The organism is Streptomyces sp. NRRL F-5122 (assembly GCF_001507435.1).
Taxonomy (GTDB): domain Bacteria; phylum Actinomycetota; class Actinomycetes; order Streptomycetales; family Streptomycetaceae; genus Streptomyces; species Streptomyces lannensis.
The window spans coordinates 18,967-30,385 of record NZ_LMWH01000276.1 but is presented as its reverse complement, the minus strand read 5'-3'; the positions used below and the strand labels follow the sequence as shown (position 1 = coordinate 30,385).

Annotated in this window: 10 protein-coding genes; 3 read left to right on the top strand and 7 right to left on the bottom strand. The window is 72.8% G+C overall.

Going from position 1 to position 11,419, the window contains the following annotated elements; all coding sequences use genetic code 11:
* Positions 1–525, bottom strand: a 525-nt coding sequence (locus ADL25_RS38135) for an FAD-dependent oxidoreductase (protein ID WP_159045101.1), incomplete at its 3' end; no start/stop codon positions are given.
* Between the two features lie 302 nt (positions 526–827).
* On the bottom strand, positions 828–2,357 hold the full coding sequence (locus ADL25_RS38130; RefSeq protein WP_059132511.1) for a leucyl aminopeptidase: 1,530 nt from the start codon (positions 2,355–2,357) through the stop codon (positions 828–830).
* A gap of 335 nt (positions 2,358–2,692) precedes the next feature.
* Here ADL25_RS38130 and ADL25_RS38125 point away from each other — a divergent pair, with 335 nt between their 5' ends.
* Positions 2,693–3,478 carry an endo alpha-1,4 polygalactosaminidase gene (locus ADL25_RS38125; RefSeq protein WP_059132510.1) on the top strand — a complete coding sequence of 262 codons (786 nt, stop codon included), beginning with the start codon at positions 2,693–2,695 and terminating at the stop codon, positions 3,476–3,478.
* A 118-nt stretch (positions 3,479–3,596) separates the two neighbouring features.
* Here the strand turns inward: ADL25_RS38125 and ADL25_RS38120 are convergent, their stop codons facing one another.
* Positions 3,597–4,376 (bottom strand): adenosylcobinamide-GDP ribazoletransferase, encoded by a 780-nt coding sequence (locus ADL25_RS38120; RefSeq protein WP_416070657.1) that lies wholly within the window; start codon positions 4,374–4,376, stop codon positions 3,597–3,599.
* A gap of 89 nt (positions 4,377–4,465) precedes the next feature.
* Here ADL25_RS38120 and ADL25_RS38115 point away from each other — a divergent pair, with 89 nt between their 5' ends.
* Positions 4,466–5,230: a hypothetical protein gene (locus tag ADL25_RS38115; protein WP_059132508.1), complete on the top strand. Its 765-nt coding sequence runs from the start codon at positions 4,466–4,468 to the stop codon at positions 5,228–5,230.
* Here the strand turns inward: ADL25_RS38115 and ADL25_RS50040 are convergent.
* The 3 genes from ADL25_RS50040 to cobT form a co-directional block, all read right to left on the bottom strand.
* Complete coding sequence (locus ADL25_RS50040) at positions 5,167–5,868, bottom strand: hypothetical protein (RefSeq protein ID WP_059132507.1); 702 nt, start codon at positions 5,866–5,868, stop codon at positions 5,167–5,169. The two genes, ADL25_RS38115 and ADL25_RS50040, sit on opposite strands and share 64 nt — an antisense overlap.
* A 28-nt stretch (positions 5,869–5,896) precedes the next feature.
* Entirely contained in the window at positions 5,897–7,705 is a 1,809-nt protein-coding gene (locus ADL25_RS38105) for a phosphatidylglycerol lysyltransferase domain-containing protein (RefSeq protein WP_059132506.1), read from the bottom strand.
* Between the two features lie 90 nt (positions 7,706–7,795).
* On the bottom strand, positions 7,796–8,881 hold the full coding sequence (gene cobT / locus ADL25_RS38100) for a nicotinate-nucleotide--dimethylbenzimidazole phosphoribosyltransferase (protein ID WP_059132505.1): 1,086 nt from the start codon (positions 8,879–8,881) through the stop codon (positions 7,796–7,798).
* A gap of 166 nt (positions 8,882–9,047) precedes the next feature.
* Between cobT and ADL25_RS38095 the strand changes: the two genes are divergently transcribed.
* Positions 9,048–10,130: a class I SAM-dependent methyltransferase gene (locus ADL25_RS38095; protein ID WP_079050867.1), complete on the top strand. Its 1,083-nt coding sequence runs from the start codon at positions 9,048–9,050 to the stop codon at positions 10,128–10,130.
* Here the strand turns inward: ADL25_RS38095 and ADL25_RS38090 are convergent.
* Positions 10,119–11,318, bottom strand: a complete 1,200-nt coding sequence (locus ADL25_RS38090; RefSeq protein ID WP_059132504.1) for a bifunctional adenosylcobinamide kinase/adenosylcobinamide-phosphate guanylyltransferase — start codon at positions 11,316–11,318, stop codon at positions 10,119–10,121. The two genes, ADL25_RS38095 and ADL25_RS38090, sit on opposite strands and share 12 nt — an antisense overlap.
* Between the last annotated feature and the right edge of the window lie 101 nt (positions 11,319–11,419).

Genomic DNA, 11,419 nt, shown 5'->3' with positions numbered 1-11,419 from the left:
CGCGGACTGCGGCACGCGGTCCAGGAAGAGGGCGTGGTCGGAGGAGATGATGCGGTTGCCGTCGATCTCCAGACCCGGCAGCGACTTCGGCACGGAACCGGTCGCCAGGAGGACGTGGCGGCCCTGGATCCGCTGACCGTTCACGTCGACGGAGGTCGCGGAGGACAGACGGCCCTCACCCTCGATGTAGGTCACCTTGCGCGAGGCGATGAGGCCCTGCAGACCCTTGTACAGGCCCGAGACGACCTCGTCCTTGTACTTGTGGACGGCCGGCACGTCGATGCCCTCGAAGGTGGCCTTGACGCCGAACTGCTCGCTCTCGCGGGCCTGGTCGGCGATCTCGCCCGCGTGAAGCAGAGCCTTGGTGGGGATGCAACCCCGGTGCAGGCAGGTGCCGCCGACCTTGTCCTTCTCGATCAGGGCGACGTCCAGGCCCAGCTGCGCCCCGCGCAGGGCCGCGGCGTAACCACCGCTACCACCGCCGAGGATCACTAGGTCGAAAACGGTGCTGGCGTCGTTCGCCACGTCACGTCCTCCATGCATGTGCGCCGTGCGCCGGTCGTCGGTGACCGGCAGGCGGCTGGTGTCCGGCCGCTGAAGCTTCGGCCCTTCGGTGGGGGCCCTGTCCTGCCGTGGCCCATCTTCGCACTTGTCGGCGGCCGTGGTGGCGCCGGGCCCGGGTGTGCGACGTCTGATCCGTCACGTCCGGAGGTCGTGGCGGCGCAGCCCCGGGCGGATTTCGTCGAGGGCGTAACGGGGCGGCGCCCATGAGGGCGGCCCCGGACTCGACTCGAGCTCCGGGGCCGCCCTCACGGGTACGTGCGACGTCAGCCGAGGTCGCCCGCAGCCGTCTGCTCCGCGAGCCGGACCAGGGTGCGCACGGCCGAGCCCGTGCCGCCCTTGGGGGTGTAGCCGAAGGGACCCTGCTCGTTGAAGGCGGGGCCGGCGATGTCGAGGTGGGCCCAGGTGATGCCCTCGCCGACGAACTCCTTCAGGAACAGGCCGGCCACCAGGCCGCCGCCCATCCGCTCACCCATGTTGGCGATGTCGGCCGTGGGGGAGTCCATGCCCTTGCGCAGGTGCTCGGGGAGCGGCATGGGCCAGGCCTCCTCGCCGACCTCCTGGGCGGTCTCGTGCACCGCGGTGCGGAAGTCGTCGTCGTTCGACATGATCCCGAAGGTGCGGCTGCCGAGCGCGAGCATCATCGCGCCGGTCAGGGTCGCGACGTCCACGATCGCGTCCGGGTTCTCCTGCGAGGCCGCCCACAGCGCGTCGGCGAGGACGAGCCGGCCCTCCGCGTCCGTGTTGAGGACCTCGACGGTCTTGCCGCTGTACATGCGCAGCACGTCGCCCGGGCGGGTGGCGGAACCGGACGGCATGTTCTCGGCGAGGGCGAGCCAGCCGGTGACGTTGACCTCGAGACCGAGCCGGGCGGCCGCCACGACCGCGGCGAAGACCGCCGCCGCGCCGCTCATGTCGCACTTCATGGTCTCGTTGTGGCCGGCCGGCTTGAGGGAGATGCCGCCCGAGTCGTAGGTGATGCCCTTGCCGACGAAGGCCAGGTGCTTGTCCGCCTTGGAGTTCGTGTACGACAGCTTCACCAGGCGGGGAGCGGAGGCCGAGCCCGCGCCGACTCCGAGGATGCCGCCGTAGCCGCCCTTGGTCAGCGCCTTCTCGTCGAGCACCTGCACCTTGAGGCCGTGCTCCTTGGCGGCGCTCTGGGCGATGTCCGCGAAGGCGGCCGGGTTCAGGTCGTTCGGCGGGGTGTTGATCAGGTCGCGGGCCCGGTTGAGCTCCTCGGCGACGGCGACGGCACGGTCGACGGCCGCCTTGTGCGCCTTGTCGCGCGGCTTGCCGCCGAGCAGGGCGACCTCGCCGAGCGGAGCCTTGCCGTTCTTCCCGCCCTTGGCGTTCTTGCCGTTCTCCTTGTAGGTGTCGAACGAATACGCGCCGAGCAGGGCGCCCTCGGCGACGGCGCCGAGGTCCGCGGCGTCCGCGACGGGCAGCGCGAAGACGGCCTTCTTGGAACCGGCGAGGGCGCGGGCCGCGGAGCCCGCGGCGCGGCGCAGCGACTCGGCGGAGTACGCCCCGTCCTTCTCGGGCTCGGCACCGAGGCCCACCGCCACCACGACGGGCGCCTTGAAGCCGGAGGGCGCGGGCAGCTTCGTCACCTCGCCCTCGACGCCCGAGGCGCCCAGGGTCTGCAGGGTGGCGGCGAGTCTGCCGTCGTACGCCTGGTCCACGGTTTCGGCGCCCGGTGCGACGACCGGGCCCTCGGCGCCCTTCGCGACACCGACCACGATCGCGTCGGCCCGCTGGCCGGCTACCGCGGCGGTGCTGAGTGTGAGAGCAGTCACGGTGGTGAAATCTCGCTTCCGATTGAGTTTCGGTGGCCGAACGGATTGGGGTCGACCGGCCCGGGACGACCCTAGATTGCTCAGTACGTGCGGTCTTCACCTGGGCTGGGAAACACCCGGCACGAGCCTACGCTCGGTGGCCGGTTTCGCTCGCGCCCGCGGTTGTTCGTCGCACCGTGGCGAAGGGCTGCACGGTGCCCCGGTCACTTCCGACGTACGGGTCCCGCCGGCGCCGCTCCGGCGGGCGCGCAGCGCGGACACCCGGTCGACCGCGCGGTCCCCGGTTCCGGGATCATCCTTGGGACACGTCGCCGCACCGCCTGGAGCCCGCCCCCGTGAAGCGCCCGGTCCTCCTCGCCGCCCTGCTCCTGCTGCTCGCCGGATGCTCCACCGCCGCCGAGGAGCACAAGGAGCCCGCCCGCGCCCGCTGGCAGCCGCGCCCCGGAGTCGCCTGGCAGTGGCAGCTCAGCGGGCGCCTGGACACCTCCGTCGACGTCCCGGTCTACGACATCGACGGCTTCGACCACGGGAAGGCGGCCGTCACCGCGCTGCACCGCGAGGGCCGCAAGGTGATCTGCTATCTGTCCACCGGCGCCTGGGAGGAGTTCCGCCCGGACGCGAAGAGGTTCCCGAAGTCCGTGCTGGGCCGTGGCAACGGCTGGCAGGGGGAGCGCTGGCTGGACATCCGCCGCACCGATGTCCTCGAACCCCTCATGGCGGACCGCCTCGACATGTGCCGTCGGAAGGGCTTCGACGCCGTGGAGCCCGACAACATGGACGGCTACCGCAACAACACCGGCTTCCCGCTGAAGGCCGCGGACCAGCTCCGCTACAACCGTCTCGTGGCGAGGCTGGCCCATGAGCGGGGGATGGCCGTCGGCCTCAAGAACGACCTCGGCCAGATCCCACTGCTGGTGGGGGACTTCGACTTCGCGGTCGACGAGCAGTGCGCCCAGTACGACGAGTGCGAACGGCTGAAGCCGTTCATCGCCGCAGGGAAGGCCGTCTTCCACGTGGAGTACGAACTGCCGACCAGCCGCTTCTGCGCCAAGGCCCGCCGTCTGAAGCTGAGTTCGATGCTCAAGAAGTACGATCTGGACGCCTGGCGCCGACCCTGCTGAGCCCGTGCGGCGGTCACTGCCGGCGTCCGGGCGCAGCCTCCGGGCCCGCCGTTTGGATCATGGCAGCGTCGACCGAAGGCGCAGTCTCTCCCAGCCGATCCGATCCGGACGACAGGCGTCAACCGAGCGACAGCACCACCAGCGCGGCCGTCCCCGCGGTCTCCGCGAGACCGCCGAACACATCGCCCGTGACCCCGCCGAAGCGGCGGATGCAGTGCCGCAGCAGCAACTCCGCGGCGGCGGCGGCGACCACCACCGCGGCCGCAGCACGGACGGCGCCGTACGTCGCGGACAGCGCGCCCCCCGCGGCCGCGGCCCCGGTGACGGCCACGGCCACCGCCAGCGCCCCGCGGACCGGGACCACGCCGGCCACCGCGGCCCCCAGTCCCTCCGGCCGGGCGGCCGGTATCCCGCGGCGCGCGGCCAGCGTGAGGGCCAGTCGGGCAGCAGTCGCGGAGACGGCGGCGGCCAGCGCGCCCCGCTCCCAGGAGCCGCCGTACGCCTCGGCGAGCGCGGCCACCTGAGCGAGCAGCACGAGGACCAGCGTGATCACACCGAACGGCCCGATGTCCGACTGCTTCATGATCCGCAGCGCCTCCGCCGCGGGCTTGCCGCTGCCGAGCCCGTCGGCCGTGTCGGCGAGCCCGTCGAGGTGCAGTCCCCGGGTGAGCACGGCCGGGACGGCGGCGGCGCAGACGGCGGCGAGCAGGGGACCGGCCCCCGCCACAAGAGCCGCGGCGCCGAGCAGCCCGGCGATCCCTCCGACCACGACTCCGGCCAGCGGCGCGCACAGCATCCCGGCGCGCCCCGCGCCCCGGTCCCAGCGCGTCACCGGGACCGGGAGCACCGTGAGGGTGCCGAAGGCGAAGCGCAGACCGTGAAGCGGCGGGATCCTGATCACGGCGGCAGACTAGCCGGGGCCTCCCGCGTCACCCGCTGGTGCCCCGCGAGCGGGCACGGGCACCCCACCCCCGGCAGACTGCACACATGGGTCACTGGCTGGAGCGCAACATCGTGGAGCCGGGCAAACTCCCCCTGCTGCTCGCGCTCGGCGCCTTCGTGCTGACCTTTGTGGTCACCCGTTCCGTCACCCGCCTCATCCGGGCCGGCAAGGGTCCCTTCCGCAACGTCGAATCGGGCGGGGTGCACATCCACCACGTCGTGCCCGGAGTCGTGCTGACCGTCGTGGGCGGTTTCGGCGCGCTCGCCAGCCGTCAGGGCCTCGGCTCCGGCGTCTTCGCGGTCGTCTTCGGCGTGGGGGCCGGCCTCGTCCTGGACGAGTTCGCCCTCATCCTCCACCTGGCGGACGTGTACTGGAGCGAGCAGGGCCGCAAGAGCGTCGAGGTCGTCGTGGTCACGGCGGCCATGGTGGGCCTGGTCCTCGCCGGGTTCTCGCCGTTCGGCGTCGACGACCTCTCCGCGGACGAACTGCAGGACCGGGGCACCGTGATCGCGAGCGTCGTGTTGAACTTCGTGTTCTCGCTGCTGGCCCTGAGCAAGGGCAAGGCCCGCACAGCGCTCTTCGGTGTGATCGTGCCCGTGGTCGCCCTGGTCGGCGCGGTCCGTCTGGCCCGCCCCGCCTCGCCCTGGGCGCGCCGCTTCTACCGCCGCCGCCCGCGCACCCGCGCCCGGGCCGGTCTGCGGGCCTACCGGCACGATCGCCGCTGGGCCGGGCTCGGCCGCAGATTTCAGGACTGGATCGGGGGCAGGCCCGACCCGCAGCCGAGCCGGGCTGCCGACCGCCGTTCCTGACGCAGTGCCGACATCCCGCAGACCATCAGCACCCCGGCGATCGCGGCGATGTGCTCCTTGCCCGCGAGGTTCTGCTTCAGCGCGAGCTCCGCGGTCATCGCCCCGATCACCAGGCCTCCCGTGAGGTGTGCGCGGTACCTCCAGCACAGGAACAGGGCGAGTCCGATCACCGCGGCCGACGGCCCCGTGTCGACGACCCGCGCGTCCGACGCAGGGAGCCCGAGCGGGTGATGCGGGCCGAGGGCGATGCCCACCCGGGCGTACAGCGTCCCGGCCAGGGTGGCGATGTACGCGATGACGAGCGTGCGCCACCAGCCCAGGCAGATCTCGGCGACACCGAACACACAGAGGATCTGCAGGAGCGCCCCCCACACCGGCAGGTCCAGGGCCGGGACGAAGAGGGAGGAGGGGGTGCGCAGCAGTGACAGCCACAGCGGCTCCTCGGCCCGCACCGCGCCGACGGTCGCGACGAATCCGAAGCCCCACGACTGGTTCTGCACGAACTGCAGGAGGGACGTCAGACACACCGCTGCCAGCGTCATCGGGACCGCACGCCAGGCGCGCCCGGCGAGTGCCCGGCGCGTGACGGCGTACGGCAGCCCCCATTCGGCATGCGCCAGACGGGCGAGGGTGCTCATCCCGTGGTCCTCATCGGTCCGGCGCTCCTCATCTGTACGACTGCAGGTGCTTGCGGTGGAGCCACTTCGGCAGTCCCGGAGCCTCCAGGAATCCTTCGGCGCGCGCCGAGGCGACGCCGATGCGCAGCAGGTCCGCGCTCTTCTCGAAGAGCAGGAACCGCGGCTCCCAGATGGGCCGGTACTTGGCGTTGGCCCGGTACAGCGACTCGATCTGCCACCAGCGCGAGAAGAAGCTGAGCAGGGAGCGCCACAGCCGCAGCACCGGTCCGGCGCCGAGGCGGGCACCACGTTCGAAGACGGAGCGGAACATGGCGAAGTTGAGCGACACCTGGGTGACCCCGATCTCCGATGCGCGCCGCAGCAGTTCGAGGACCAAGAACTCCATGAGCCCGTTCTCGGAGTCCCGGTCGCGCCGCATGAGGTCGAGCGAGAGGCCGTGCGGCCCCCACGGCACGAAGGACAGCAGCGCCCGCAGCTCCCCGTCCCCTTCGCCGGCGCGGCCGTCCCTGCACTCGAGCATCACGCACTGCCCGTCCCGGGGGTCGCCGAGCCGTCCCAGCGCCATGCTGAACCCGCGCTCGGTGGCCCCGTCACGCCAGTCGTCGGCCTTCCGGACGAGGAACTCCATCTCGTCGGAGGGAATGTCCGCGTGGCGCCGGACGCGCACCGTGTACCCGGCGCGCTTCACCCGGTTGTAGGCCTGGCGGACGGTCCGCATGGCGCGTCCTTCGAGGGTGAACTCGGCCACATCCACGACGGCTTCGTCACCGAGTTCGAGTGCGTCCAGCCCGTGCCGTGTGTACACGGTCCCGGCCTCCTCGCTCGCGCCCATCACTGCGGGGATCCAGCCGTGCGCGCGCGCCTCGGCGAGCCAGGGTTCGATGGCGCCGGGCCAGGCCTCCGGGTCGCCGAGCGGGTCGCCTGAGGCGAGCGACACCCCGCCGACGACGCGGTAGGCGACCGCCGCCTTGCCGGTGGGCGACCAGATCACGCTCTTGTCCCGGCGCAGTGCGAAGTACCCGAGCGAGTCCCGGTCGCCGTGCCGTTCGAGCAGCGCCCACAGCCTCTTCTCGTCGTCCTCGCTGATCGGGTCGACGGCGCGCCGGGAGCGGAAGGCGGCGTACAGGACGGCGAGGACCAGCAGCGTGCTGAAGACGTTGATGGCGATGTCGACCCAGTTGGGCGTGGCGATGCCCGGGTGGTGCGCCCTGTCCCCGGCGACCGAGACGAGCCGGAGGGTGCCGTAGCGCCAGCGTTCCGCGAAGGTCGAACGCCCGGCGTCCTGCGCGGTGTTGGTGACGGTCACGAGGAGGGCGGCCAGCAGGGAGGAGGCGAGCAGGCCGCCGACGGCCACGACGGCGGCGAGCCGCGGGTTGGCGCGGTCGCCCTTGGCGTAGAACTCCCGGCGCCCCGTCAGCAGCGAGCCCACGAAGGCGGCGGTGAGCACCAGGGAGACCCAGTTCTGTGCGTACTGCCTGATCTCCGGGAAGACCATGGCGAAGGCGAACAGCACCAGGAACGGTCCGCTGAGCACGAGGTTGAGGATCCATGCGGCCCGCTTGCGGCGCCGCATGGTGACGGCGAGGAACAACGTGAACGCGCCGGAGGCGAAACCCGCGGTCAGCAGGTACGGAGTGAAGAGGTTCTCCTGGTTGTGCCGTCGCACGTCCTGCCCGAGCGAGACCCACACGGCGGAGAGGAAGTTGATGAACGCGACGGCCCGCAGGTACCAGACGGCGAACGCGGCGGCCCGCCGGGAAGCCCGGCCGGACCGCCGCGCCCCGTTCCCTGGCCGGGCGGTGTGTTCCTGTTCCGTATGAAAACGGACATCTCCCATAAAGGGTGATGATATGGGGCGCCGTGGGGTGTGTGGCGGAGCGGTCGCAGGCGGAATCCGGCAGGGCGCGGGGCCCGGCCTGTCCCGTGTCTACTCCGGCTGCTCCGCGTCCCCGCTCCCGCCTGCCTCCACGGGCTTGTCGGGAAGCTCGGCCGACAGCGCTGCCGCGGCCTGGACGAGCGGCAGCGCCAGCAGGGCGCCGGCACCCTCGCCGACCGTCACACCGTGGTCGAGCAGCGGTTCCAGCGCCATCCGGTCCAGCGCCTTCGCCTGCGCCGGCTCCCCGCTCTTCTGCCCGGCCAGCCACCAGTCCGGCGCCCGGAACGCGACCCGCTGGGCGACCAGCGCGCACGCCGCCGAGACGACCCCGTCCAGGATCACCGGGGTCTTGCGCGCGGCGCACTGCAGCAGGAAGCCCGTCATCGCGGCCAGGTCGGCGCCGCCCACCGCCGCCAGCAACTGCAGCTGATCACCCAGCACCGGCCGGGCCCGCCGCAGTGCGTCACGCACGGCCGCGCACTTGCGCATCCACGCCAGGTCGTCGATCGGCAGACCGCCGCGCCCGGTGACCACGGACGCGTCCGTCCCGCACAGCGCGGCCACCAGCACGGCCGCGGCCGTCGTACCGCCGACGCTCACATCGCCGAGGACCACGAGGTCCGTGCCGGAGTCCGCCTCCTCGTCCGCGACCGCGAGGCCCGCCCGGAACGCGGCCTCCGCCTCCTCGGGCGTCAGGGCGTCCTCGACATCGATGCGCCCGCTGCCGCGCCGCACCCGATGCCGTACGACGTCCTCCGGCAGTTCGCCCGGGTCGCAGTCGAGCGCCATGTCGACCACGCGCACCGGCACGTTCAGCTGCCGTGCCAGGATCGACGCGGGGCTCGCGCCCTCAAGTACCGCCCGCACCAACCGGTCCGCGCTGCCCGCGGGCCGTGCGGACACACCGAGCGCGGCGATCCCGTGATCGCCCGCGAACAGCACCATGCGCGGGCGCTCGACCGGCCGCACCGGCACGGCGGACTGCGCGGCCGCCAGCCACTCACCCAGTTCGTCGAGGCGGCCCAGCGCACCGGGCGGCACGATCTGACGCTCCCTGCGCGCCTCCGCGTCGCGGCGCACCCCGCCGTCGGGACGCTCGATCAGATCGGTGAAGTCGTCGAGATTAAGCGAGCTCATTGGCCGAACAGTACCGGCAGCGATCGAACGCCGACGCGCCACATCGACGGCACGTCATTGCGTCCGTGAGCAAGGTCCCCTACGTACCGTTTAGACACTTGTTGTCGTGTGTCGTCGCACCCCTTGTCCCAGGCGTACGTCGTCCCTGCCGCCACAGGAGCCGCCCATGCCCGCCACCCCGCAGCCGGACGACGAGCGCCGCGCCGGGAGCCCCGGTGAACTCGCCGCGGGTACCAGTCGGCTGCAGGAGCCGCGCCGTGACGACTGCCCCTGGTGCGGCTCCGGGCAGCTGCGCACCCGGCTGCGCATGTCCGACCTCGTGCAGCACAAGCCGGGCACCTTCGTCGTCGACGAGTGCCGGGACTGTGCCCATGCCTTCCAGAACCCCCGGCTCACCGCCGAGGGACTCGCCTTCTACGCTCACGACCCGCACGAGGACCGGGTGGGGGTCGACGGTTTCGCCGAACGCCTCCTCACCGCGCGGGACAGCGCCCGGCGCCATCGGGCCGCGGCCCGCGCGATGCTGCCCTTCCCCGAGCCCGAGAGCTGGCTCGACGTCGGCACGGGGCACGGCCACTTCCCGGAAGCGGCCAGGGAGATCCACCCGTACACGTCCTTCGACGGGCTCGACGCCACCGGGCGTGTGGAGCGGGCACGGGCCGCGGGCCGCGTGGAAGAGGCCCACCAGGGACTCCTCACCGACCCCGGGATCCTCGCGCGGCTGCGCTCCCGCTACGACGTCGTCAGCATGCTCCACCATCTGGAGCACACTCCCGACCCACGCGCGGAGTTGCGCGCCGCCATGACCGTGCTGCGCCCCGGCGGCCATCTGCTCATCGAAGTCCCGGACCCCGACTGCACGTTCGGCGCGCTGCTCGGCAAGTGGTGGGTCCCGTACGGCCGGCCACGCGACCTCCACCTCATGCCACTGCGCAACCTGCTGGCCGAACTGGAGTCCCTGGGCTGTGTCGTCGTCGCCACGGACCGCCGTGAGCCGCACACTCCGTACGACATCGCGGGCGCCGTGGCCCTCGCCCTGACCCGGGTCCTGCCGGCGGCCGAGGCTCCGTGGCGGGCCGTCCTGCCGACCGTGTTCGGGCGCGGGCTCCGCTCGGTTCTGGTGGGGGCCGCCACACCACTGGTGGCGACGGCGACCGCCCTGGACCACACGCTGGCACCACTGCTGCGGCGTACCCGCTTCTCGAACGCCTACCGGATCATCGCGCGCACGACCAGGTCACCCGCGTAGCGTGAGCGCCTGCCCGGCCACCACCAGCAGCACATGCTCGCACTCCGCCGCGAACGCGGCGTTCAGGCGCCCGAGTTCGTCGCGGTAGCGGCGTCCGGAGGCCGTCGCCGGGACGATTCCCGAGCCGACCTCGTTCGAGACGGCGACAACCGTGCGGCGCGTCCCGCGCACCGCCGCCGCCAACTCCTCCACCCGGGCCCGCAGCGCCCGCTCGCCGCCACCCGCCCACTCCGCGTCGTCCCACGCGCCGACCCCGTCCATCGCGTCGGTCAGCCAGAGCGACAGACAGTCGATCAGCAGCGGGGACCCCTCCTCCCCGAGCAGCGGCACCAGATCGCATGTCTCGGTGGTGCGCCAGGAGCCGGGCCGCCGCTCCCGGTGCGCGGCCACCCGGGCCGCCCACTCGGTGTCCCCGTTCCGCGACCCGCCCGTCGCCACGTACAGCACGTCGGGGAACGCCTCGAGCCGCCGCTCCGCCTCCACCGACTTGCCCGAGCGGGCCCCACCCAGCACGAGGGTGCGCCGCGGCACCTCCGGCGCGTCCTCGCTGACCCCGACGGTCAGCGTCGCCCCGTCCGGCACGGCCCGTGCCCCCGCCGCCACGAGCCGCCGCCGCAGCTCCGCGCCCGGTGGCACGTCGTGGTCGAGATGGACGGCCACGATGTCGGTGGCCGGCCCGATCGCCCCCACCGCGCGCAGCTTCGCCGCCGCGTCCGGCCGTCCCACGACATCGGCGAACACCAGGTCGTACGGCTCCACCGGCGCTTCCAGACCCGCGGGCGCCGCACCCGGCGGCAGATACAGCAGCCGCAGCCCGTCCGGACCCGTCACCGCATAACCCGTGCCCGGCGAGTCCATCGCGACGGCCCGCACCCGGTGCCCGGTCATCAGCGCCAGCTCCCGCCCGTCCGGCACCCGTCCGGGCTGCGGCAGCCCCGCGGGTACCTCGACCGGGGGACCGTCGTGCGGGTGCGTCAGCAGCACCTGGCGCACCGCGGCCAGGGACCGGCCGGCTCGGGCGGCCGCGAAGACCGCACCCGGCGTCAGATCCAGCAGCAGCGTTTCATCCACGAGCACAGCGGTCGCCGCGCGTGCCTGCGGGCCCAGCGCTCGCGCGCAGGCCGCACAGGGGCAGTCGGGGCGGGGCAGCCCCGCCGGGGCACCGGTACCGAGCACAGTCGCTTCCACGCACCTGATTTTCCCGGGTCGCCGCGGGTGTTGCGCGTCCGGCTAGGCTCATGGCAGCAGCCGGACCAAGATCCGGCTTCTGCTCTGCATGTGCTCACATC

Coding starts and splice junctions, on each gene's coding strand:
- ADL25_RS38115 (WP_059132508.1), top strand. CDS start 4,466: ATGGGTCACTGGCTGGAGCGCAACATCGTGGAGCCGGGCAAACTCCCC.
- ADL25_RS50040 (WP_059132507.1), bottom strand. CDS start 5,868: ATGAGCACCCTCGCCCGTCTGGCGCATGCCGAATGGGGGCTGCCGTAC.
- ADL25_RS38105 (WP_059132506.1), bottom strand. CDS start 7,705: ATGGGAGATGTCCGTTTTCATACGGAACAGGAACACACCGCCCGGCCA.
- cobT (WP_059132505.1), bottom strand. CDS start 8,881: ATGAGCTCGCTTAATCTCGACGACTTCACCGATCTGATCGAGCGTCCC.
- ADL25_RS38095 (WP_079050867.1), top strand. CDS start 9,048: ATGCCCGCCACCCCGCAGCCGGACGACGAGCGCCGCGCCGGGAGCCCC.